This is a genomic window from Phycisphaerae bacterium (assembly GCA_019636475.1).
Lineage (GTDB): Bacteria > Planctomycetota > Phycisphaerae > UBA1845 > UTPLA1 > JADJRI01.
This window is the reverse complement of record JAHBXN010000005.1, coordinates 377,500-402,061: the sequence shown is the minus strand read 5'-3', so window position 1 is coordinate 402,061 and position 24,562 is coordinate 377,500. Positions and strand designations below refer to the sequence as shown.

The 24,562-nt window shown below is 58.4% G+C and carries 19 protein-coding genes, 1 tRNA gene and 1 pseudogene; 15 read left to right on the top strand and 6 right to left on the bottom strand.

Annotated elements, in window-relative coordinates; translation table 11 throughout:
* Positions 1-239 precede the first annotated feature (239 nt).
* A pseudogene (locus KF841_10760) lies at positions 240-1,043 on the bottom strand (IS5 family transposase).
* A gap of 593 nt (positions 1,044-1,636) precedes the next feature.
* On the opposite strand from KF841_10760, the gene KF841_10755 reads away from it, so the two are divergent.
* The 9 genes from KF841_10755 (at position 1,637) to KF841_10715 (ending at position 13,518) form a co-directional block, all read left to right on the top strand.
* Positions 1,637-3,445, top strand: coding sequence for a 30S ribosomal protein S1 (locus KF841_10755; protein ID MBX3395835.1), 1,809 nt, complete (start codon positions 1,637-1,639; stop codon positions 3,443-3,445).
* A 242-nt stretch (positions 3,446-3,687) separates the two neighbouring features.
* Positions 3,688-4,587 carry a sigma-70 family RNA polymerase sigma factor gene (locus tag KF841_10750; GenBank protein ID MBX3395834.1) on the top strand — a complete coding sequence of 300 codons (900 nt, stop codon included), beginning with the start codon at positions 3,688-3,690 and terminating at the stop codon, positions 4,585-4,587.
* A gap of 422 nt (positions 4,588-5,009) precedes the next feature.
* The gene (gene gcvT, locus KF841_10745) at positions 5,010-6,107 is read left to right on the top strand and encodes a glycine cleavage system aminomethyltransferase GcvT (GenBank protein MBX3395833.1); all 1,098 of its coding nucleotides are present in this window, start codon (positions 5,010-5,012) and stop codon (positions 6,105-6,107) included.
* Positions 6,108-6,299: 192 nt separating this feature from the next.
* Positions 6,300-6,683, top strand: a complete 384-nt coding sequence (gene gcvH / locus KF841_10740) for a glycine cleavage system protein GcvH (protein ID MBX3395832.1) — start codon at positions 6,300-6,302, stop codon at positions 6,681-6,683.
* 263 nt (positions 6,684-6,946) lie between these two features.
* Positions 6,947-9,826, top strand: a complete 2,880-nt coding sequence (gene gcvP, locus KF841_10735; GenBank protein MBX3395831.1) for an aminomethyl-transferring glycine dehydrogenase — start codon at positions 6,947-6,949, stop codon at positions 9,824-9,826.
* A gap of 63 nt (positions 9,827-9,889) precedes the next feature.
* Entirely contained in the window at positions 9,890-10,420 is a 531-nt protein-coding gene (locus KF841_10730; GenBank protein MBX3395830.1) for an inorganic diphosphatase, read from the top strand.
* A gap of 377 nt (positions 10,421-10,797) precedes the next feature.
* Positions 10,798-11,421, top strand: a complete 624-nt coding sequence (locus KF841_10725) for a DUF47 family protein (GenBank protein ID MBX3395829.1) — start codon at positions 10,798-10,800, stop codon at positions 11,419-11,421.
* A 13-nt stretch (positions 11,422-11,434) separates the two neighbouring features.
* On the top strand, positions 11,435-12,460 hold the full coding sequence (locus KF841_10720; GenBank protein ID MBX3395828.1) for an inorganic phosphate transporter: 1,026 nt from the start codon (positions 11,435-11,437) through the stop codon (positions 12,458-12,460).
* Positions 12,461-12,798: 338 nt separating this feature from the next.
* Positions 12,799-13,518 carry a hypothetical protein gene (locus KF841_10715; GenBank protein ID MBX3395827.1) on the top strand — a complete coding sequence of 240 codons (720 nt, stop codon included), beginning with the start codon at positions 12,799-12,801 and terminating at the stop codon, positions 13,516-13,518.
* A gap of 184 nt (positions 13,519-13,702) precedes the next feature.
* Here KF841_10715 and KF841_10710 read toward each other — a convergent pair whose 3' ends face one another.
* The 3 genes from KF841_10710 to KF841_10700 all read right to left on the bottom strand — a co-directional run bounded on the left by KF841_10710 (position 13,703) and on the right by KF841_10700 (position 15,377).
* Positions 13,703-14,074 carry a hypothetical protein gene (locus KF841_10710; protein MBX3395826.1) on the bottom strand — a complete coding sequence of 124 codons (372 nt, stop codon included), beginning with the start codon at positions 14,072-14,074 and terminating at the stop codon, positions 13,703-13,705.
* Positions 14,075-14,266: 192 nt separating this feature from the next.
* Positions 14,267-14,689 carry a hypothetical protein gene (locus KF841_10705; protein ID MBX3395825.1) on the bottom strand — a complete coding sequence of 141 codons (423 nt, stop codon included), beginning with the start codon at positions 14,687-14,689 and terminating at the stop codon, positions 14,267-14,269.
* A 364-nt stretch (positions 14,690-15,053) separates the two neighbouring features.
* Positions 15,054-15,377: a hypothetical protein gene (locus KF841_10700; protein ID MBX3395824.1), complete on the bottom strand. Its 324-nt coding sequence runs from the start codon at positions 15,375-15,377 to the stop codon at positions 15,054-15,056.
* Positions 15,378-15,872: 495 nt separating this feature from the next.
* On the opposite strand from KF841_10700, the gene KF841_10695 reads away from it, so the two are divergent.
* Complete coding sequence (locus KF841_10695; GenBank protein MBX3395823.1) at positions 15,873-16,415, top strand: hypothetical protein; 543 nt, start codon at positions 15,873-15,875, stop codon at positions 16,413-16,415.
* A gap of 152 nt (positions 16,416-16,567) precedes the next feature.
* Here KF841_10695 and KF841_10690 read toward each other — a convergent pair whose 3' ends face one another.
* On the bottom strand, positions 16,568-17,863 hold the full coding sequence (locus KF841_10690) for an insulinase family protein (protein MBX3395822.1): 1,296 nt from the start codon (positions 17,861-17,863) through the stop codon (positions 16,568-16,570).
* 588 nt (positions 17,864-18,451) lie between these two features.
* Positions 18,452-19,861 (bottom strand): phosphatase PAP2 family protein, encoded by a 1,410-nt coding sequence (locus KF841_10685; GenBank protein MBX3395821.1) that lies wholly within the window; start codon positions 19,859-19,861, stop codon positions 18,452-18,454.
* Between the two features lie 387 nt (positions 19,862-20,248).
* Here KF841_10685 and KF841_10680 point away from each other — a divergent pair.
* From KF841_10680 to KF841_10660, 5 genes are all read left to right on the top strand, one after another.
* A tRNA-Gly gene (locus tag KF841_10680) sits at positions 20,249-20,320 on the top strand.
* Positions 20,321-20,574: 254 nt separating this feature from the next.
* Positions 20,575-22,269 carry a trigger factor gene (gene tig, locus KF841_10675; protein ID MBX3395820.1) on the top strand — a complete coding sequence of 565 codons (1,695 nt, stop codon included), beginning with the start codon at positions 20,575-20,577 and terminating at the stop codon, positions 22,267-22,269.
* 97 nt (positions 22,270-22,366) lie between these two features.
* The gene (locus KF841_10670) at positions 22,367-23,017 is read left to right on the top strand and encodes an ATP-dependent Clp protease proteolytic subunit (protein MBX3395819.1); all 651 of its coding nucleotides are present in this window, start codon (positions 22,367-22,369) and stop codon (positions 23,015-23,017) included.
* Positions 23,018-23,124: 107 nt separating this feature from the next.
* Complete coding sequence (locus KF841_10665) at positions 23,125-23,742, top strand: ATP-dependent Clp protease proteolytic subunit (protein ID MBX3395818.1); 618 nt, start codon at positions 23,125-23,127, stop codon at positions 23,740-23,742.
* Positions 23,743-23,876: 134 nt separating this feature from the next.
* Positions 23,877-24,515, top strand: coding sequence for a hypothetical protein (locus tag KF841_10660; GenBank protein ID MBX3395817.1), 639 nt, complete (start codon positions 23,877-23,879; stop codon positions 24,513-24,515).
* Positions 24,516-24,562 lie beyond the last annotated feature (47 nt).

Genomic DNA, 24,562 nt, shown 5'->3' with positions numbered 1-24,562 from the left:
CAAGCGAATGTGTGACTGCCACATCCGTTACGTCGATTCGTCATGGAATTCTCTCCTTTTGTGTCCGGATTCAACCTGAATTGGAGAGCGCGACCGCACGCCTCACATGCACTCCGCCGCCAGATGAATATGGCTTCCGAGGCATGGTGAATGCCCTTTATTTATCAGACTCGTGGTTCCCTGCGCCCGTCAGACCAGCATATCCCCCCCAAGAACCCAATTCAATCAAATAAGAGCCTCTAAAAGTATCCATGTTTCAAACGTCGCCAACAGATCAAGGCGCAGCCCAGCGTCAGGAAGGCCGAGTGAATGTCTGCTCGGCGATCATAACGAATGCGCAATCGGCGGAACTGGTGCAGCCAACTGATGGTTCGTTCCACGACCCAGCGTCGCTTGCCCAATCCGCTGCCGTGCTCGGCGTTTCGGTGGGTAATCGCCGGTGCAATGCTGCGCGCCCACAGCGCCATTCGATGGGCGTGCGAGTCGTAAGCTCGATTTGCATACAGGAGATTGGGCCTGCGGCGCGGACGGCCGCGCCGACCCGGCACAAGGCGGGATTGCATCGACCAGAGGAATCAGCTGCGTGACGTCATGGCGGTTGGCCGCCGTGAGGAGGGCCGCCAACGGAACTCCGCCGCCATCCGTGGCGACATGATGTTTGCTGCCGGGCCTGCGGCGATCCGTGGGATTCGGGCCGGTTTGTTCGCCCCCCCGACCGCACGAATGGTGCCGCTGTCGGCCACAGCGCGCGACCAGTCGATCAAATTGGCGCCATTCAGCTTGGCCAGAAGCACGCGATGGATGCGATCCCAAACGCCGGCCTGTTGCCATTCGGCCAGACGATTCCACAGCGTCATGCCGCAACAGCCCATCTCGTGCGGGAAGTGCTCCCAGCCGATGCCGGTTTTTAGAACAAAGATGATTCCAGTGAGACAGAGCCGGTCGCTCTTGCGCGGTTGCCCGCCCTTGGGGCACGGCTTCCATCGAGGAAACAGCGGTTCGACAATTGCCCAGAGATCGTCGTCGACGAGAGGCTTGGCCATGTGCGTGTCCTCCATGACACCAGGTGTCATCGCATCCTGCGACATTCAAACTATCGGCCATGCTCGTCATAGTTTATGAGGTTCTTTTAGAGGCTCTTAGATTCTTGGGCAGGCGAATCAGTCCCTAGAAATGCAGGCTGCCATGCATGCCAACAACCAGACCAGCATGTAATGAACGTGGGCTCGTCGTAATTGGCTCACCATCGTGGAACTCCATTGGACAAAATCCCCAATGGATCACCCCTCAAATAACTGTGTGTCGGTTATCTTGATTTGTCGATGAAAAACGCACTATTGCCAAAGAATCGCGAGATTCTCGCGGTGGCGCATTCTCCCAACTGTGCCCCCTTGCCCATCAAATGGTCCGGTTGATCGGCGCTCAATCCGACGTTAACCTATTGTGCTGCCTCGAAATGATTGACTATGGCTCGTAGCGCGTTGCTGGAGCCCTTTATTTGGAACAGATGGCAAGCGCTGTGCTTGCCCGCTCGAAATCCGCCGGTGCAGGGGCTTCCGGCCTTCGAGAAGTGAGTTTCGTCTTACCGCCAGGCATCCCCTGTCTGGCGGGCCGTACTCAAGAAAGTCAGAACTGCATGCTTAACATCGACAACGACACCCTCGCCCAAATTGACATTTCAGATGCCGAACTCGATCGCGAAATGGCCGCGGTCTTCGGTGATGCACAGCCCAGCCTCGAAACCCTTGACAAGGCCGTCGACAAAACGGCCAACGAATACAAGGCGGATACGATTCTGAAGGGTCGCATCATTGGCATCAGTGGCAACGAAGTGATAGTCGATGTCGGCCTCAAGAGTGAGGGCTATGTGCCGCTCAGTGAGTGGGATGATCCCAGCTCGGTTGACCCGGGCGATGAAATCGAAGTGCTGCTTGAGTCGATCGAATCGGAAACAGGCACACTGCTGCTGTCCAAACGCAAGGCCGATCGGATTCGCGGCTGGGAACGCCTGCTCTCGACCTGCAAGGAAGGGGACAAAGTCAGCGGCAAGTGCATGCGGAAGATCAAGGGGGGTCTGCTTGTTGATATCGGCGTGCCCGTCTTCCTGCCCGCCAGCCAGGTCGATACGCGCCGTCCGGGAGACGTTTCGAATTACATCGGCAAGACCATTGAGGCAGTCGTCCTCAAGATTGACGAAGAGCGTCGCAATATTGTCATCTCCCGTCGCAAGCTGATCGAGACCGAGCGCGCCGCGTCGAAGTCGAAGCTCATGTCCGAGTTGGAAGTCGGACAGATTCGCGAGGGAACAGTCAAGAACATCGCCGATTTCGGCGCGTTCATTGACCTGGGCGGAATCGACGGCCTCCTGCACATCACCGACATGAGCTGGGATCGAATCGGCCACCCGAGCGAGTTGCTGCGAATCGACGACAAGGTCAAGGTCAAGGTCCTGAACTTCGACCGCGAGAAGGAGAAGATCGCGCTGGGCCTCAAACAGACACAGGCCAATCCATGGGACGACGTCGAAGCGCGATATGCCGTCGGCACCAAGGTCAAGGGCGAGGTCGTGAACATCACGCCGTATGGCGCATTCGTGAAGCTGGAAAGCGGCATCGAGGGGCTTGTGCATATTTCCGAGATGTCCTGGACCCGGCGAATCAGCCATCCGTCAGAACTGCTGAACGGCGGCGACACCATCGAAGTCGTCGTGCTGGAGATCAACAAGGACAAACAGGAAATCTCGCTTGGCATCAAGCAGACGGAAACCAATCCCTGGGAGCGCGTGGCCGAGAAGTACCCGCCAAACACGGTCGTCACCGGCAAGGTGCGCAATCTCACGAACTACGGCGCATTCGTCGAAATCGAGGAGGGTATCGACGGCCTGCTGCATGTATCCGACATGAGTTGGACCAAGAAGGTCAGTCATCCGTCGGAGTTGCTGAAGAAGGGCGACGAAGTGCGATGCGTTGTGCTGTCGGTCGATCAGGAAAAGTCACGCATTGCGCTGGGTCTGAAGCAGTTGACCGAAGATCCCTGGCTCCATGCGATTCCGGATCGCTACATCCCCGGCATGATCGTGCAGGGCAAGGTGACCAAGATCACAAACTTCGGCGTCTTTGTCGAACTCGAATCAGATCTCGAAGGTCTGCTGCACGTCTCCGAGCTATCAGACGAGCATATCGACGATCCACACAAGGCCGTGCAAATCGGTCAGGACATCGAAGTGAAGATACTTCGTGTCGATACCCAGGATCGAAAGATCGGCTTGTCGAAAAAGCGGGCCGATTGGGCTTCTGGTGGTGGCGAGGAGGGCGATCGCTCCGCTCCCAAGCAGCGCCGAGGCGGCCTGCACGGCAGCACCGGCGAGGAAGTCGGCGACAACATCATTTCCACGGCCGCCCTCTTCTCCGACAAGGACAAGAAGGATGCGGATGCCGAGGAATAAGTTGGCGCGAGACGGATCGGGTAGGCGAAGCCTGTAGCTGCTCGATATAATTGAGAAGGAAACCACGAGCCCGGGCTGGTCCGCCGGGCTCGTGCAGTTTCATTCCGGGGGGCAGGTTCCATTTCGATCGTCGTCGGCCGATAAAGTGAGCAAGCTTCATTCTGGGCGGGAACTGGCCCGTCGCAACGTGGGAAAAAGTGGGAATCGCGGGCGGGAATCGACCGATGTAGATCGCGGTTGAACTGATAAGGAGTCGGATTATCACAGTCGAACCCGGACTACAACAGTACCTGAAGCAGATCAACGAGACCGCGCTGCTCACGGCCGATGAGGAGCGCGAACTTGCGCGTGCCATTGCGCGCGGCCTCAACGCGCCGCAGCGATTTGCGCGTGGCGAGCTCACGCTGGCGGAGAAGGAACAGGCCGAGCGTCTTGGTAATGAGGCGCGCGAGCGGATGATCCGGGCGAATCTTCGCCTGGTTGTCAGCATCGCAAAGGCCTACGCGAACCGCGGCATGCCGTTGTCCGATCTGATCGAAGAAGGCAATCTCGGCTTGCTCCGTGCCGTCGAGGGATTCGACCCGGACATGGGTTCCCGTTTCAGCACGTACTCAAGCTGGTGGATCAAGCAATCCATCAAGCGGGCGCTGATCAATACCGTTCAGCCTGTGCATATTCCGGCCTACATGGTCGAGATGATCGGCCGGTGGAAGCAGGTTCACCGCAAGTTGCAGGACGAGCTGGGCCGCGCCCCGAGCATTTCTGAAATCGCCCAGCGCATGGAGCTTCCAGAGCGGAAGGTTCGCATTATCAAGCGTGCCGTCAAGGCATTCAGCGCGCCGACGCAGTCGTCCACGGTGGAAAATGGCGTTTCGCTTTCCGATATGCTGCCCGATGATCGTGCGCCATCGCCGCAGGATGCGGTTTTCAATCAGGCCGAATCGGATGCAATTCAGAAACTGCTCGAAGTGCTCGACGATCGGGAAGCGACGATTCTGCGCCTTCGTTACGGCTTGACCGACGAAGAGCCGCTCACGCTGAAGGAAATCGGCGCTCGTATTGGTCTGACGAGGGAACGCGTGCGTCAACTTGAAGGCGAAGCGCTTCGCAAGCTTGAGAAAATTCTCGGTGATCACGTCTGATTTGATCGCGGACCTGTAAGCCGACACGGCTCGTTCGCATCGATTTTCGCAATTCAATCTGTCGTTTCTGCTGGCCGTGCAGGTCGAACCGGAGACGGATCGCCAATATTGCGCCGCCGAACCCGATTTCCGGTTGCCAGTTGGTTGCATTTTGACGCATGAAAAGCACGCTAAAGTCGATCTCAGCGACTCCGATTTGCGTGCAAAAATTGCGCCGAGGATTGAATCCCGGCGCGGCTCAATCGCACAGTCAGCAAACGCGGAGAGCAGAATCCGCGGTTCAGATTGCGATACGGATCCGGCCCGAACGAAGCGCCGACTCGATGATCACAAGGGCGTCGACGGGGTCGATTCATCGATTTGCCGCTGGAGAGTGAACGCCGGCTTGACCGCCGGCTTCGGCCGGTTCTACACTCCCGATCATGTTACAGACATCACTCTACGAAACGCATAAACGGCTGGGCGCTCGGCTGGTGGAATTCGGCGGATGGGAGATGCCGGTCATGTACCGGGGCATCAACGAGGAGCACATCCATACCCGCACCGCGGCGAGCATTTTTGACGTGTCCCATATGGGGCGAATCAAATTCACCGGCGATAGTGCCGAGAAACTGCTCGACCGCGTTTGCACCCGCAACATCGCAAAGCTTGCCGTCGGGAAGTCCGCGTACAGCCACGTCTGCAACGAACAGGGAGGAATCCTCGATGACGTGATCGTGTCACGATTCAAGGATCACCTGTACACGGTGTGCAACGCCGGCAACCGCGAGAAGATACTCTCTCATTTGAAAAAGCACGCCGACGGATTGAACGTCAAGATTGACGACACGACGATGGGAACGGCCATGTTTGCGATCCAGGGGCCGGCGACGATTCCACTGTTTCAATCGCAGTCGGACAAGCTGCCGATCAAGGTGGGGGACATGCCGAGATATGGCTTTATCACCGGCTCCTACATGGGAATGGGATACACCGTTTTCCGCAGCGGATACACGGGCGAAGACGGCTTTGAATTCGTCCTGCCTTCGATGGCCGGCGTGCTCGTGTGGGACTTCCTGACGAAGGAGGGGGGCGCCGATCGGGTCACGATCAAGCCTGCCGGTCTCGGTGCGCGGGACACGCTTCGGCTGGAAGCCGGCATGCCGCTGTACGGGCACGAGCTGACCGAAAACATTGATCCGATCTCGGCTGGATGCAAGTGGTGCGTTGACCTGACCAAGGATTTTGTCGGCGTGGGGGCTCTGCGAAAGGTGGACTCGGAGGGGCCGCGCCGAAAGATCACCGGCCTTGTTCTGGAGGGCCGGCGCATCGCGCGGCAAGGCGCGAAGATACTTTCCGGCGATCGCGAGGTCGGCGAGGTGACGAGCGGCACGCTCAGTCCGACACTGGGAAAATCGATCGCGATGGGCTACGTCGATTCGGGGCTATGCAATCCGGATGCAAAACTGGGGGTCGACGTGAGCGGAACAGCCGTGGCGGCGACGGTGGCGCCGCTGCCGTTCTACAAGCGAGGCAGCTAGACCGTCGGAATCCGGGTTCGTTATAATTCCGCAGCGGTAATCGGCGCATCCCGCATCAGGCAGGCAATGTTCCGGGGCGGTTCAGATCGGGTGTGCGTCTGATTCCGGCCAACATGACCGTTTCGGGTTTCAAGCGGCGGACGTGATTGAATCGTCCGATCGGGTTCGATGACATCTACGAATGGAGCCGACATGGCTGTTTCTGAGGATAGGCGGTATCTCAAATCACACGAATGGCACAAGCTCGAAGGCGAGATCTGCACAATCGGCATCACCCAGTTTGCCGCCGATGAACTGACGGATGTCACGTTTGTTTCCCTGCCGTCGACCGGCAAGGAACTGACAGCCGGCAAGCCTTTCGGGGAAATCGAAAGTGTCAAGGCAACGAGCGACCTGATCAGCGGGGTCTCGGGGGTGGTGACGGCGGTCAACACCCGGCTCAACGACTCACCGGAACTGGTCAATAACGATCCGCTGGGCGATGGTTGGATGATCAAGGTGAAACTGACCCACCCGTCAGAGTATGAGAAGCTGCTGTCGCCCACGGATTATCAGGCACAGCTTGGTTCCCATTGAGTCACTGGTCGCCCCGGCCTCACGGCACAAGCCGGATCGGATCCTCGACGTGTGAGAGCGGCGGCGACGCCTGCGCATCGGGCCGGCGCGCCGGACTGACCGAAACCGTTGCGGTCTGCCCCGCTCCCCTTCGCCGGACCGGCGGTCGCCGTGGCCATTCCATCTGCGATGCGATAGACTACCTTGTGACATTTTCGGCCGGTTCGCAATGAATCCCGGGGGATTCCTGCGTACCGACCGGGCTGCGAGAGGTCGCATCGTTCATGCCTCAGACAATTATGCCCCTCGATTTACTAAATCCCTCCGATTCGTTTATCCACAGGCACATCGGTCCTCGCGATTCGGATATTCGCGCCATGCTGGGGACGTTAGGCTATCGATCGCTTGATGAACTCATCGACGATACGGTCCCGAGCGAAATTCGAATGCGCGAGTCGCTGGCGATCGGCGCTCCGCGAGGCGAGCACGAACTGCTTGTCGAACTGAAGGGAATCGCCTCGAAGAACAAGGTCTTTCGATCGTTGATCGGCATGGGCTACTCCGGTTGCATCACGCCGGCGGTCATTCTTCGGAATATTCTTGAGAATCCGGGCTGGTACACTCAGTACACGCCTTATCAGGCCGAGATTGCGCAGGGCCGGCTTGAAGCGCTGCTGAATTTCCAGACGATGGTGGCCGATCTGACCGGTCTGCCGCTGGCGAATGCCTCACTTCTGGATGAGGCGACTGCCGCGGCCGAAGCCATGACCATGTGCCATCGGATTGTCGGCGGAGACCGTACGGCTTTCTTTGTGTCGTGTGATTGTCACCCGCAGACGATCAACCTTGTCAGGACGCGTGCAAAGCCGCTTGGGTTGCAGGTGACTGTCGGAGACCTTGGGACTGCTGATTTCTCCGGCGGCGCCTATTTTGGCGCGCTCACGCAGTATCCCGCGACCGACGGCCGAATCGAATGCCATAAGGAAATCGCCCAGAAGATTCATTCGGCGGGGGGGCTGCTCGTCGTCGCGACCGACCTGCTCGCGCTTACATTGCTCACGCCGCCGGGTGAATGGGGTGCCGATATCGCGATCGGAAATTCTCAGCGTTTCGGCGTGCCGATGGGGTTCGGCGGACCGCACGCGGCGTTCATGTCCACTCGTGAGGAATACGCGCGGCAGATGCCCGGGCGGATCGTCGGCGTGTCGAAGGATGCACATGGCCGGACGGGATTTCGGCTGGCGATTCAGACGCGCGAACAGCACATTCGCCGTGAGAAGGCGACCAGCAACATCTGCACCGCGCAGGTGCTGCTTGCGATCATGGCGGGAATGTATGCGGTCTACCACGGACCGGCCGGGTTAAGACGAATTGCCCAGCGGGTGTCGGCCTACGCGCGCGGCATTCGCGCCGGCCTGCGCAAGGCGGGCCACCGCGTGGGCGAGGGACCCATCTTCGATACGATTCGCGTCACGCCGAATTCGCGATCCGCAGTGGATGTCATGACCGCGGCACGCACGCGGGGCATCAACTTACGGGATTTCCGCGACGGATCCATCGGTATTTCGGTCGACGAAACCACCGACGTCGCCACGGCCCGGGACGTTCTCTCGGCGTTCGGCGTTCCGGTGGATCTTGATTTTGAGTCTCTGGTTCGGGGGGAGAAGGACCCCGTTGATGAGCAATTCGCACGTACGACGCCGTACATGACCCACCCCGTCTTTAATTCGTATCACTCAGAGACGGAAATGCTGCGGTATCTCTACACATTGCAGCAGCGCGATCTGTCGCTGGCCACATCGATGATCTCGCTCGGTTCATGCACGATGAAGCTCAACGGCACCAGCGAGATGATTCCCGTGACGTGGCCTGAGTTCGCCAACCTGCATCCCTATGCTCCGGCTGAACAGACGCGCGGCTACGAAATTCTGATTGAACGACTGGAGAACTGGCTTTCGGAAATCACGGGGTTCGCGGCCACGTCGCTTCAGCCGAACGCCGGCTCGCAGGGCGAATATGCGGGCCTTCTGGTGATTCGCGCATATCACGAGCATCGCGGCGAAGGCGGGCGCAACGTCTGCCTCATTCCGGTTTCGGCGCATGGCACAAACGCCGCCAGCGCGGTCATGGCGGGATTCCGAGTCGTGCCGGTTGCGATCGACGCTCATGGCGCGATCGATGTGGCGGATTTGAAATCCAAGGCGGAGGCGCATCGCCGAGAACTGGCTGCGCTGATGGTGACATATCCGTCGACGGCCGGCATCTTCGAGGAAACCGTGAAGGATATCTGCCGGGTTGTTCACGATCACGGCGGTCAGGTTTATATGGACGGCGCGAATATGAATGCCCAGGTCGGATTGTGCCGTCCGGGTGATATTGGCGCTGACGTCTGCCATCTGAACCTGCACAAAACCTTTTGCATTCCGCATGGCGGCGGAGGCCCGGGCATGGGGCCGATCTGCGTGGCCGCGCACCTTGTCCCGTTTTTGCCGGGGGATCCGCTGGCAACCGAAGACACCGGACGATCGATCGGAGCGGTTTCCGCGGCGGCGCACGGCAGCGCAGCGATTCTTCCGATCTCCTATGTCTACATCGCGCTGATGGGCGCGGAAGGCCTGAAGCGAGCGACTCAGATAGCAATACTCAACGCCAACTACATGGCGAAGCGGCTTGAAGAGCACTATCCGCTTGTTTATCGCGGCCGAACGGGGCGCGTGGCTCACGAGTTCATTCTTGACTGTCGGCCCTTCGACAAGAGTGCGGGCGTAAAGATCGACGATATTGCCAAGCGGCTGATCGATTACGGCTTTCACGCGCCGACGATGAGTTGGCCGGTGCCGGGTACGCTGATGATCGAGCCGACGGAGAGTGAATCGAAAGCGGAACTGGATCGCTTCTGTGATGCGATGATTTCGATTCGCGACGAGATTCGAGCGGTCGAGGAAGGTCGCGCCGATCGGGACGATAACGTGCTCAAGGGGGCGCCGCACACGGCGCAGGCCGTCGCGGCCGATTCGTGGTCGCATTCCTATTCGCGCGAACAGGCTGCGTTTCCTGCGGAGTGGGTCCGTGATCGCAAGTTCTGGCCGTATGTGGGGCGAATCGACAACGTATGGGGCGACCGCAATCTGATGTGCGCGTGTCCGCCAATGACCGCTGAGTAGCCCACGGAATTCCGGTTCGGGTTTCGGATTGAGGCCGGTCGTTAGCAGTGGGGTGCAGTCGGGATGCCGATCGACAATCGCTATCTTCAGGTTCCAGCCGGCACGCATATTCCCGATGTGGTTAATGTCATCGTCGAAATCCCGAAAGGCCGGCGCAGCAAGTTCGAAGTCGACAAAGTCACGGGTCTGATGAAGCTCGATCGGTACCTGTATTCCTCCAGCCACTATCCCGGTGACTACGGTTTCATTCCGCAGACGCTTGCGGAGGATGGCGACGCGCTGGACGTTCTCGTCATGGTGAACGAGCCGACGTTTACGGGCTGCCTGATCGAGACGCGGGTGATTGGTCTGTTTCGCATGAAGGATCGCGGGTTGAACGACTTCAAGGTGCTTGGTGTGCCGCACTCCGATCCGCTATTCGCTGAATATCTCGATCTGGATGACGTACCTCCGCACTTTCTCCGGGAGGTTCAGCACTTCTTCGCGGTCTATAAGCAGCTTGAAGGCGCCGCGACCGAAACCCTAGGCTGGGCGTCGGCCGAGGAGGGCATCGCCGAGGTTCGGCGCGCGGTTGACCGCCATGCACAACGTTGATTGGTCTGAGAATTTGGGGATTCCCGTCGTGTTGACTTGCGGCCGATCGGCGGTACGCCGAGGCTGTTAATTTACCATTAAGAATTATCGCGTTGCCCGATCGTCCGGCGTCACGGCTCGCAGACGACGAGTTTCTCACAGGCTGATCCGGCGGGCTCGGTGTTTGCTACTTCTGTAAGAGCATAGACTTCCGGCTCGAAAGGCGGATTCGAATGCTCGGCGTCCTGCCGTACCGTGCCGAATTCGGCGAGCGCGATCGGGATTGTTGATCGGTGATGATGTTGCTTGTCGGAGGGGCGTCGAGGGCTAGAATGGCGGGCGGATCGGCGATCGTTGAATCGAAACGCCGACGAAGTCCAGACCAACGGAGTTTTTCCTTGTTCAGCATCATCCCGCGCGATAACGCGTTTTTCCTGCTGTTCGAGAAGGCGGCCGGAACCATGTCGGATGCGACGCAGGCCTATTGCGACATGGTTAACGACATGGCGAACTACACTCGCCGGCTGGAGCGAATTCGCGAACTCGAACATGAGGGCGACGACAATATTCGCATCACGCTTGAGAAACTCGACCGGACTTTCATTACGCCGTTCGATCGCGACGACATCTATCGGCTGATGAAGCGGATCGACGACGTCATCGATTGTGTCGATGCCTCGGCGAAGCGCTTTCAGTACTATCGGATCACGAAGTCATCGCCCTGGCTGCTGCGACAATGCGACGTGCTGAGGCGTTCGGGGCTTGTTGTCGCCAAGGCAGTCCCGATGCTCCGAAACATGAAGAACTCCGAGACGATCCGGCACACGTTGCTGGAAGTTCACATGCTCGAGAAAGAGGGTGACGATCACCATCATTCGGCCATCGCGGAGCTGTATGACACCTCACCCGATTTCGCGGCGGTGATGAAGTGGAAAGAGATCTACGATCTGACGGAGAAGGCGATCGATCGGTGTGAAGACATCGCGAATGTCATGCACGGCATTGTCCTGAAGAATACCTGATCCATTTCCACGCATGTTTACCGCATACATCATCTTCATCATCGCCGTTGCGCTCATTTTCGATTTCTGCAACGGACTGAATGATGCCGCGAACTCGATCGCCACGATTGTCGGCACGCGCGTGCTGACACCGCGTATCGCGGTCCTGTGGGCCGCATTCTTCAACTTTATTGCAGCGTTCTTTTTCGGGACGGAAGTGGCATCGACCATCGGCAAGGGATTGATCGCTCCCGGGTTTGCGGACGCGCACCTTATATTCGCGGCGCTGGTCGCGGCGATCGTCTGGACCTGGGTTTGCACGCAGAAGGGCCTGCCGATCAGCGTGTCGCACGCATTGATCGGATCATTGATCGGGGCGGCCCTCGTCAAGGGCGGCTTCTCGGCGCTGACGTGGTCGACGGTAGCGCGAGTCGCAATCTTCATCGTCATTGCGCCGATCATGGGTTTTGTGTTCGGCTGGGTTCTGATGGTGATGCAACTGTGGATCTGCCGAAATCGACGACCGCACAATGTTGATACGGTGTACCGCGTTTTGCAACTGGCATCGGCGGCGGTGTACAGCCTGAGTCATGGATTGAACGACGCGCAGAAGACGATGGGAATTATCGTTGCGCTGCTCATGAGCGTGCCGGCCATGGCGCACACAGCGCATCAGTCCGGCAATCCCAATGAAGTCGCGTGGTGGATCATCCTGAGCTGTCATGCGGCGATCGCGCTGGGAACCTACCTTGGCGGGTGGAAAGTCGTGAAAACGCTGGGACACCGTGTGACGAAGTTGGAGCCGATTGGCGGCTTCGCGGCGGAAACAAGTGGCGGATTGACGATCATTGCGGCATCGGTGTTTGGCATTCCCGTCAGCACGACTCATACAATTACGGGCGCGATCTTCGGTGTCGGCGTGACGAAGCGATTGTCCTCAGTTCGATGGAGTGTCGGCATCGACATTCTGACCGCGTGGATTCTGACGCTCCCCATGTCGGCAGCCTTTGCCGCGGCGACCTATTACGTATTGCGGTTGATCGTGTCGTTCGTCTCATAGCGCAGCGCCGCACGCCATCGCACGTCGCCGTTCACGGTTCTTCCATTCAAATTCCCGGGCAATGTTCACGATCAGGCCGTGATACATGCATATTCCGCGAATTCCGACGGCGGCGGACCGGCTCGGTGATTTTCGGGCCGGCGACCTGTCGTCAGGGCCCTCGGCTACGTCACGCATTAAATTTGATTAATTCGCCGCGATTCCAAGGGGAAAGTGGGAGTGACTCGCCGCCGACTAACCAACTGCGCCGGCCGATGTCTATCTTCGCGTTGCGACCCAATGTGGCTGCAATGATGGTGAATGAACATCGGAATCCAGATAAGAAAGGAGTGACTCCGATGAAAAAGACACTTGCACTGACGATGGCACTGGCCTTGATTCCTTCACTGAGACTGATGGCTGCCGAAGCAGTCGCAACCTCGGTCGCTACCAACGGCGGCCGAGCCTCCGCGACGGCCACAGCGGTCGGCAATGCGGTGTCGAATTCGACGGCCGTTGCGACAAACGGCGGCAGGGCCGTTTCGAACTCAGAGGCTTACGGAAATCGGCGGGGTCTGGCAGTCAGCAACTCGCTCGCCATCGCCGATCGAGGTCTGGCGGTGAGCAATTCGCGGGCCAACGCGGTGGGGCGATACGGCGGCAGCGCACTTGCCATGAGCGATAGCGTGGCCGCGACAGTGGGTGGCGTGGCGATCAGCAACAGCCTTGCCGATTCACGAGGCCGATTCGGCGGGTTTGCTGACAGCCGATCGTCATCGCTGGCTTTGAGCCACCGTGGCGTGGCGGTGAGCGACAGCGTCGCTCGAAGCAACGGCTATTTCGGAGGCCGTGCGGTGGCTGAAGGTGAATCAATCGCGGATGCGATCGGAGGCGTGGCGACGAGCAGCGTGATCTCGGATGCTGAAGCGGGCTGGCACGGATCGGCCTACAGCAACGGCTTCGGCATGAGTGCCAGCGGTCCGCACCGATTCAGCAATGCCCGCGTCGTGGCCAGCACCCGGGCGGTTCGATTCGGAAATGCCCGAGTGGACAGCGCGGCGATCGAAGTACGGCGCTAAGCTCGGTGAACCGTGAATATCGTTCGGACGGTGGGTCGGCAGAAACACTCGCCGACCCATCGGCCGGCGAAGGGAACAAAGCGAAGACCCCGCATTGCGTGAACACGATGCGGGGTCTTTGATTTTGAAGTGCTTCGAGTTACGGCCGGCAGAGTGTCATGGCCACGTCATCGCTACGTGGAAGCTATGGCTCGACTCCCCAGCCCGCGCCGCCATCCACCAGCATCACGCCGTTGGCATCGTAGGCTCGAAGGGAATAGACCGTGGGGACGGTCAGGTCGAACGTGCCAACGGGGACGGTACCGAATAGAATGATCTTGTCGTCTTCCCTGCGTTGGGCCATCTTGAATGTCTTGTCATTGACAGTGATCAGACCGCTCGTAGGGAGCTTGTCTTCGGGCCATCCCGATGTCATCGGAACGACCTTCATGATCGCAGAGCCATCCATCCACGCTTCTTCAATGAGCCAGCAAGGCTGGCCCTGGGGCATTTCGTATGTGGACTTCGACCTGAAAACCGGCTTATCCATCCAGTCGAGTGAATCGGCAAACGCCACGAAGCGATCAGACACGGCACGCAAATGGCAATGCAGATTTTCCAGTATGGTCGAATCTGCACATTTGAACTCCTCTCTATTGGAAGTTCATCTTGAATCGGACTCGAAAATAAAGACTTTCTGGCGCGAATCAGAGTACGAAAATGTCGAATTCGCGCTCGATATCATCAATGGGCGATTCGGCTGGACCGCCTACCATTGGCACCAGTCGTCGACGAGTTTCTTTTCGTATACGTCGTAGGCCAGCAGCGTATAGGTCATTGGCTCGGTCAAGTCAAAAGTCCCGACCGGGACGCTCCCGAAGAGGATGGTCTTATCCTCTTCCTTGCGCTGGGCCATCCTGAACGTTTTGCCGTTGACGGTGATCAACCCGTGATGGGGAAGCTTGTCTTCGGGCCAGCCCGATGTCATGGGTACGACCCTGAAATTCGCGGAGCCATCATCCCATGCCTCAGCGATCAGCCAGCAGGGCTGTTCCCGCGAACACTTGAACGTCGACTTTATCGTTGTCTTGCCCTTGGCATACCAGTCGAACCAGCCCATCGGATCGGCAATCGCGGTAAGCGCCGAAACACTGATTACGACAAGCGATGCCAGAAGAATTTTCGAACGCATGATTGGTCTCTCCTGCCTTGTATTTTATCGTTCAGACTACTCGTATTCCACACTATTCACGGCGAGGGATGGTTGCTTATGGATAATCTCGCGTCAGTTCACGCTCGACTTCTCCCGGTATAGGGGGACCCCCACCGGGAGGCGGTTCCGTATATTCAATCTGCACCTTTATTTTAATCTTCACCTTCCCCGGATGACCGGGGTGCGGAACGTTGATCGTTCCCGGCATCGGAGTTGCACCCCCGGTATTGGGCGGCGGACTGGCTGTCACAATACCCTCCTGCCCTTGGATGACAGGCTCACCGGGATCGACCTCCCCGTTACCATTGACATCCACCCCAGGGCGGAAATTTCGGGATGATCATTAACCGGGATCGACCTCCCCGTTACCATTGACATCCACCCATGCCGTGGTTCGGGTGCCGGTCACAATGAACCCAGTGGAGGTTCCGTCTGTATTGATGCCGCTGATGGTGACAGGAATCATGCCTCCATCGGGTGCCCCCCAGTATCCCTCGACGTTGATACAAACCCCTTCGTCGCAACCAAGTCGAGTATCGAGCGGCTTTGCGACCGCTCCGCCACCACCGCAACCTGAACAGGCGGCCGTGATGAGCGCGATTGCACAGAGTTGGGGCGATCCGCACATTGACGCGCAGGTGCGAATCCAATCCACTCTTCTTGTCATTGATTCTCCTTTCTCTTTGATGTGCAGAGATAACGAAATTGTGCCCGCCCGATGGCACTATCGAGAGGTAAAATACCCCCCCCCCCCCTTAGTCAAGACTTTTATTGAGAGTTTTTCATAGCAGACTGGCCCGGGTGAATGGCCGCTCAGAAAGGCCGGGTCTCCTCCCGCGAGAGGGGGCCAGTTGCCGTCACGTCTCGTTTGAAATGGTCGTCGACGGGATCATGGAGGAATGGGGCGAAAAGCCCAATTTTCAGCCGGCTCTTCGGGCACTCATATCCGAGAATGTGCCTTTTGGGGGTGTGAGTGCCGCGTTTATCGGGAATAGAGCGTCGAATGGATGTAATGGGCCGGAAGTTCAGGCGACACCAAGACTCACGCCGTAAACGGCAGGGCAAGTCGCTCTAACCAACGGATTCGCAGGGTGTCATACCGGATGTGGTCTGAGTTTCAGGCGTAGGATACATGGCCGATCAGGCCGAGGGAGACACTGAGATGAAAAAGAACATGTCGATGCGAATGGGCAAGCTGAGCGGGACGGCGGCGGCCTTGAGTCTGCTAGCGGCCGCGACGATGGCACATGCGGGCGAAGCGAACACGAGTGCGTCAGCCGGCAGCAATGGCCGCGGTCCCGGCACGGCGACAGCGACTGCCGCATACAACGGCGGCGGCCCCGGCTGGGCGCGAACGAACACGCGGAGCGGTAATATCAACTATGGGCGCGGCACGGCGTTCGGAATCGATCGTGACGGCGTCAGCTTCTCGGTGAGTCAGGCGCTGGCTCCGCGGTTTGGTCCGGCATTGGCGAGTACTTTCAACGTGTCGATCGGATTTGACGGCTCGGTCAATACCAGCCACGGGTCGAGCATCGCGCGAGGCAGCCCCGTGCGAGAAGTCAACGCCGGCGGGTTCGCCAACACCGGCAATCGGTTCTCAACCGGATCGGCCGGTTCGACGGCAGGCGGCCGGACGGGCATCGGTGGTCGGGTGACGGCCGAGACCAAGTCGGATTCGCGACGCGTGTTCTTCCGGCGCTGATTGCCGGGGAATCGCGCCGAGCAAAGGTCGCAAGATTCATGTATATCTGAAGGCCCATGCGAGACGACGCATGGGCTTTCTTTTTTTTTCGCAGTTTGGAATGAAGGCCACGGACGCCCGAGAAAAGGAACCTGCCTATCCCTGCGTGCGGATCATCTGAGCACCGCTTCAATCAGTTTTCTGAATCGACTGGTATCAAAAAGCCGTGATCGGGCCGAGAAGGTCATACCAAGGTTTTCAAGTGTAAATGTTCTTTGGGCGAACGACACAATCTCCTCGTACCTGACATTTCTGAGCCACGCGATATCATCAGAATTCGAAAATTCGTTGACCCAGCACGTGCTGCTCCCGCGCCAAGCGATGTATTTGGCGAATCCACTCGGATCGTCAAGTGAAGCCTGAACAGAGAAAAGACAGTTACGACGTGCTGTTTCAAACCAGTCCCGGTCAATTCGGCCATTGCGAATATCGGCGAATTCCTGGGCGATTCGCACGGCGACCTTGTTGAGGTCTCGCATTCGTGTCTGGGCAGTGGCCTCGATGAAATAGATTCCCGCCCGGCAGTCATGGTCGACGTGACAATGGTATGTGCCGCTGAGCTTGTATCTGAGTTCCTCTGACATGGGTGAGGAAATCAGATTCATGCCGGCTACCAAGAGTCGACAGGTATAGTAATCGTGAGGTGTAGTTGGGGCCGGCCGCAGGAAGCGAAACATAACGCACCCCAATCGACCGGAATTCGCACGAATGTAGATAGGCAGCCGCAGCGCGGGTGGCTCGGGAGGACGCAGCCTTTCGTTGGTGGCTGCTCTGAGTTCGCCGAAACAGTGAGCGGCGGCTCTGGCTATTTCGGGTGAGATGGGGCCTGCGATTGCGACGGACAGTTGATCGGGCGCGAGGGCCTTGCGCGCGAAATCGGAGATCTGATCTGACTGGAGATTCAGAATCGTTCTTGGCGAGCCGCCATCCGCGAGATTGGCGGCGTGATCTTTGAAGATCCTATGGAACATCGGGTCTGGGGACATTTGATGCATCGTTTCCATCTCGACCGCGAGAAGCTCGAGTTCCGTCCTCAGTATCTCTTTGTCGAATTCTCTGGCTTCCAGACACTCCGCCAGCAATTCAATTGCTTCGACCGCATGTTCTGATGGTGAACTGAATGTGAAGTACATCGCGCTGTCTGTGAGCATTGCGTTGGCGTGCATGGCAACACGATCCATGGCTCGCTTAAGGGCCTGTCGAGTCTGATGCCGCCTGGTCGTCGAGAACTGAAGGTGTTCGACGGCGTGACTGATTCCGTTTGTCTGGCGAGTTTCGTATATACAACCTCCCGGCGCCGCGACCCAGATCGAGACATGGTGCGCGTGCGGCAGGTCAAGAATCCCCATGCGAACGCCGTTCGGGAGAGTGGATTGCATGACGTTCGCGAGTACGGAATCAGCTTTCATAGGCGGCTCAGACTGCGTTTGAGGTTGGTATTCATCCATCACTGGCTCGGGCCAACGATTACCCTTTACTTTCTCGTTAGATTTTCGTCCATACGATGGCTGCGCTGGTTATTTTATATCCGTAATCACTATGTCAGCGGCGCTTCACATGCCTCGCCTGGCAGAAGTAATCGCCAAGTCATGGGCCGGGTCGGCCGAATAGGAGAACGCCAGTGAATATCCGATCCGGTAACCCAAAACGCTTTGAATTGGCTGGCGGCCTGCTTAATGATCCTTTTGCGTGCAAGCTTGTGCATTGAATGCGGCCGGCATGATAGCACTGGGGATCGGTTCCGTCATCCCCCGGCGATCAATCCGAGGTGAGAAATCGCTTCCAGTTGCTAACGAATTTTGCCGCGATGTCCGGTTGGCGAGGCCAGCACTTGCGGCCGTGAGTGGTGACGGGCCTCTGGCCATTGAATCGCTTGCCTGAAGGGAATCAGAAACCCATGTATGAGATCGAGCCAGCCCGGCGGCTGGGCCGTGAAGCGTCTTGTGCAATCGCTGTTTCACCCAGTCTGTGACGACGGAGTGCTTCAGGCTCCGGTGCTATCGAATGGGCTGATATACATTAGCGAAGACAAAATCGGCGACTCGGTTTCCCTGCACGATACCTTCGACTTTGTCGAATCTCCAGTGGATCCCGAGGTAGATCCGGCTCTGGCCGTTTTCTTCTTCGGCCTCAGAGAGCGAGTTGAAGGTACGCGGGACGAGCGGACGGACATTGCCTTCACTGTCTCGCGTTTCGCCATTGAGCTCATCGGAAACAAAGGTAAACGGGATGTTGTCGGTTCCGAAGTAATTTCGAAGTGTTTCGAAGAGTGCGCCACCGAATCCGGCATGTCCCGAAGGGTAAGCCGGAAATGGCGGGGTGAAATTCGGCCCCGAACCATTGGTCAGCGGCGCGCCAAATGGCGTGAAATTCACATCGCCGACGGTATCCGGGTTGCCATCACCCAGGCCGGTGGGGCCTGTGTTCGGATCAGATTCGCGAATGGCGGTGACGGGGCGCCAAAAATTGTAGTAGTACTTGGATTCCCAGATTGCGACGCCGGCGTCTGCCATCGCGATGTTGACCAGGGCCAGCAGACGTCCCATTTCGACGACATTAAGACCCCGCTTGCGAGCGATCTGAACGGCGATCTGATTGTACAATCGTGGAGGGGCACAGAGACTCGGAGTTCCGTCATAAGCCCAGAAGATGCCGATCTCAGACTGTTCGGGGGTACGGACCGTTGGTGTCGTGATTCCGTCACCCCCAACCTCCTTCGCTTCGGCGTATGCGTCGGCATACTCCTTGCTGGTCATCGGCGGCGGAGGAGGGCATCGAAACTGGTCGGCGCGCGACAGGACGAAAGTTTGCGTCTTTCCCCATTGTGAACCGAGCGAAGCCTGATCGGGATTGATCGGGTCCCGGCGCCAGTGGCCGGGTTCGTCTGAGAAGACGTAATCCTCGGGCAGTTCCGCACCGTCATTCTGGCGCAGTGCGAGGATGGCCGCGGCCGCTTTGTGGCCCAGTTCGATACCGTTCTCCCTGGACTGTCCGGGGGCGATGTGTTCAAGGTCGGATGCGAGTTCTTCGGCGATGCGATTGGCATGAGAGGGGTAGAGTGCAATGAGTGTGTCATGGGCGGCCTGCGAGACCGCCGCCTTCATTGATGTGTTCGGCGGAGCGGGATCGATGCCGGTGTAGCTTTCATATTCTCCGACAATGGCATTGATGGCGTCGAAGATCGCAATATGAACGATGGCCATGGCCCGCGACGATCGTCCGGGTCCGAGCTGGTGCCCGAAAGTTCGAATTTCGCCTTTGGCGACCGGGGTGTGATCGAGCCCGGCGGTATCGATGGCGATTCGATTCCATCGTTGGACCCAACTGCTGGCGGCGGGATCGAGGATGGTAAGAAATGGGGAGAGTTCGTCGCAAGTTGAACCGGTGCCGGAAACGCAGAGGACCATGAGAAACAGTACTCCGCGTGACGACGGTACCCGACGAGGGGGTTTTGTGGGTTGCTTGCCGGTGCGGCAGCACTGCGGTATGGACTTCATTGGATATATCCCCTCGTGATTTCCGGGTATCTCGATCCCCAATTGGGGCGCTCGTGCCCGAGCCCGCTCTCACGGTTTGATCGGTGATTCTATTCTGAGAAGTTAGGCTCCCTCAAAGTGCGGTAAGTATCAATTATGGGGCAGGTTAACTTCAAGAAGGTCATCCCCGGCCTGTTTTCCGGCGGTTCAATCAGACCGATACACCAGCCGCAAGCGCGAAGGTTTGGAGGGTATTGACGGAAGCCGGCCAAGCGGGTATGAAAGAATGGCTTTCGACGGGCAGGTTTCGTCGGAAACGCGGGTGTAGCTCAGTGGTAGAGCGTCACGTTGCCAACGTGAATGTCGTGGGTTCGAGCCCCATCACCCGCTTTGTTTGTTTGCTCGGCGTGCTGCGGTCGTCGTTTCGCGATTGCCGATAACCGAGTGACGAACGAAAAATAGGCACTTGCTGGAGGCCGTCCGAATCAGGCTCGGACGTGGGGCGGGTGTCGCGTGCTGCTTTGATTGACACCAAGTCGGTCAGCGGTCCGAAACGGCCTGACCGACTTTTTTGTTGCGCGGAATCAGATTTATCGGACGAGCGGCCTGTCTCAAAGGCTGCGAATTGGAAGGAGGCTCACGTCATGTCGGAAAACGAAGTGATCGACCAGAACGCATCGGATGCCACAGAGGGCGCCGAGGGTGGCGCGGTGGACCTTAAGGAAACGCTCAAGAGCGTGATCAAGGTCAAGGTCGCCGATGCCGGCGTGCTTCGCAAGACACTGACGGTCACGGTGCCGCGCGAGAGTCTCCAGACCGAGTTTGACAAGGAGTACAAGGAGCTTTTGACGGAAGCGACTGTGCCCGGCTTTCGGAAGGGCCGCGCGCCGCGGCGTCTGATCGAGAAGCGCTTCGGACGCGATGTGAACGATCAGGTCCAGACGCGCATTCTGTCGAATGCGTATCTTGCCGCCGTCGAGCGCGAGGACATGAAGGTTCTGGGCGATCCGCTCGTTTGGGTTCGCGCGAAGGACAAGAGCGGCGAGGAAAAGGAGCAACTCGCCGACATGCAGGCGGCGCTGAGCTCGATCAGGATCCCTGACGACGGCGATTTCGAGTTCCGCTGCGAAGTGGAGGTCAAGCCGGAATTCGAACTGCCGAACCTCGAAAAGGTTCCGGTCTCAAAGCCGAGTCTGGAGATTTCGGACGACGACGTGTCTGTTCAGATCGACCGCCTCCGCGCCCGACGCGGGTCATTCGCTCCGACCGCCGAGGGCGACGTTGTCCAGGCAGACGACCTTCTTGTCTGTGACATGCGCATGACAGTCGATGGCGCGGAAATCAAGACGGCTGAGAATGTGCGATTTGCCGCCCGCGCTCAGATGCTGGAAGGCGCGGTCGTGTCGGACTTCGGACAAAAGATGGCTGGCGCGAAAGTTGGTGAGTCGCGAACGGTAGAGGGCCCGCTTCCGGACGATTATGCGACGGCCGATCTCCGGGGCAAGACCGCAAAATTCGAGCTGAAGGTTCAGGAAATCAAGCGGCTGCAATTGCCGCCGCTGGATGCCTCCTTCCTTGAATCGATGGGCTTTGACAAGGAGTCCGATTTCCGGGAATACGTCCGCACGACCATGCAATCGCAGCTCGGCGAGGAGATTCGCCGAGGCATGCAGGAGCAGGTGCGCCGGTATCTGCTGGAGAACACGAAGATCGAGGTGCCCGAGGGACTGTCCTCGCGGCAGGCGGAGCGGATCGCTTCGCGCCGGCGCGTCGAACTGGCCCGTCAGGGCGTGCCCGATGATGAGATTGAGAAGCACGCCGACGAAATGATGACCGGCGCCCGCGCACAGGCCGCGACGGAATTGAAGTTGTTCTTCATCCTCGACAAGATTGCCGAAAAATGGAAGATCGACGTCACGGAGGAGGAACTGAATTCCCAGATTGCGTCGATCGCTCGATCCTATAATCGAAGGTTCGACCGCGTGCGCGACGAACTGACTCAGAACAACGGCCTGACGATGCTGTATCTCGAAATTCGCGACGAGAAGTGCATCGATCGCATTCTCGAATCGGCCGAGATCACTGACGCCAAGCTTGGTGAGGCAAAGGGCGAAGCGTCCGACACGGAGTCGACGAAGTCCGGCGCTGCAAAAGGGACATCGAAAAAGACGGCCACACGGTCGCAGGCACCGGCCGCAAAGGCGACTGACAAGGGAGCGGAAGACGCCGGCGTCGAAGCAAAGGCGCCCAAGGGCAGGAAGAAGGCTGCAGATTCTGCCGCTACAGCCGAAGAGCCCGCGAAAGCTGCAAAAAAGACGACTCGGAAGAAGTCTGAATAGTCAATCCAGCTTCGCATGGCGTCGATGTAAATAACGGAAACTCGATCGCGGCCCGGCAGTTTGAAGCCCCCGTGATCAATGCGACAAGGGATACTTCATGGATGGCGGTATATTTCCCTACGGCGGCGTTCTGACGCCGAGACAGGTCGAAACCTTCGCGCAGGCCGGTCCTCCCCAGCGATATCGAGAGATGTCGATTGAGGACATGCTGCTTGAAAATCGCATTATCTTCCTGGCTGGGCCGATCAACGAGCGCACGGCCAGCCTTGTCATCATGCGACTTCTCTACCTGCAGAGCGTGAAAAAAGAGCAGGATATTCACCTTTACATCAACTGCCCGGGGGGGCTCGTGGACCAGACCCTGGCGATCTACGATACGATGCGGTTCCTTTCGTGCGATATCCGCACGTACTCCATCGGTCAGGCGGCCAGTGGCGGCGCGGTCATTCTCACTGCCGGCACCAAGGGGAAGCGCTATGCTCTGCCAAACAGCAAGATCATGCTGCATCAGCCGTGGGGCGGCATCACCGGTCAGGCCGAGGATATTCGAATTCAGGCCGAGGAGATTCTTCGCGACAAGCGCAAGCTGAATGAGATTCTCGCTTTCCATACAGGCCAGCCGATTGAGAAAATCGAGGAAGAGACGGAGCGCGATCGTTTCCTTGATCCGAAGGAAGCCGTCGAATGGGGACTCGTCGATGAGATCCTCGAAAACGCGTCAATTTCCGAAAAGGACAAGAAGAAGTAATCCTCGAAGCGGGTCGTGGACGCTTGTCGCGTGCCGCGTCCGTCCGAATTGAAACCCATTCTCCGAATGCCCGGAACGGCGAAGGAGTGCCGATGACAATGAATCAGTTGATCCCGTTTGTGATTGAAAAGACCGGCCGCGGCGAGCGGGCGTATGACATCTACTCGCGACTGTTGAAAGACCGCGTCGTGTTTCTTGGCGGTCCGGTGGACGACGATTCGGCGAATGTCGTCGTGGCCCAGATGCTCTATCTGAGTAACGAAGATCCGAACGCGGACATTCATTTCTATATCAATTCGCCGGGTGGCAGCGTGTCGGCCGGGCTGGCCATCTACGACACGATGCAGTTTGTCCGATGCGATGTCGCGACGTACTGCATCGGCATGGCGGCCAGCATGGGAGCCATCCTGCTCTGTGGCGGTACGAAGGGGAAGCGATACGCGCTCCAGAATTCGCGCGTCCTCTTGCATCAGCCGTTAATCGGTGGTGTGATGCAGGGTGCCGCGACCGATCTGTCGATCGAGGCCAAGGAAATTCTCCGGTTGCGCGAGATTCTCTACGGCATTCTTGCGTCGCAGAGCGGCACGAATACGGAGAAGATCAAGAAGGACTGTGATCGAAACCTATGGCTTGCCCCATCAGAAGCGCTGGAATACGGGCTGATCGACAAATTGCTCGATCGACAGCCCGAGTTGCCGCCGAGAAAGGCTTCGAGCGACGAATGAGTTTCGCCGTTCAGGCTGCGAACCCGTCCCATCAATTCAGCCGGCCGCGCGGGATCGTGCGACCGGCTTTTTTATTGTGTGGCATGTGGCTGTCCGCGGCGGTGTCCGGGTGCGGCGGGGGACGGAGCCCGGGTGTGCTTGCGGACGCGGACCGTATCAATGAAATTCAGCGGCTCAATGACGAGAACCAGCGCTTGAAGACCGAACTGGCGCAGAAGAACGATCAACTCGCCGAGCAGGCCGCCACAATCGCCACGCTGCGCGGGCTTGAGGGTGATCGCTCGCTGGATCGCGTCGTGCATGTCGCCGGAATTCGGATCGATCGACTTTCCGGGGGATATGACGACAATCGAGACGGCATCGATGATGGCGTGGTGGTGTACGTCCTGCCGGTGGATCAGTTCGGCGGCCCGATGCGCGCTTCCGGATCGGCCGGGGTCACAATCCTGAATTTGACGCAGGCGAACAAACCAAGCGTGATACTGGACAGGAATTTCTCTGTCGACGAACTCGGACAGATGTGGTACGGCACTTTTCTGAGTTCGCACTACACGATCAAGCTGCCGTGGGAGAGCGGCGGTTCGGATGCCGCCGTCGATCGGGTGACACCGGCAGGTCAGCGCGGAGCGTCTTCCGGGGTGAGTCCCGCACGGCCGCCCGCGCGAGAAATCACGGTGGTGGTGACGTTCACGGACCTATTGACGGGAAGCGTTCATACCGCGCAGCAGGTCGTGAAAGTCACTGGCTACGCCGAATCCGCAAACCAGCCGTGAGCGGTCGAACGCCGCTTTGAGCGCGCGTTGGAAGTTTCATTTTCCAT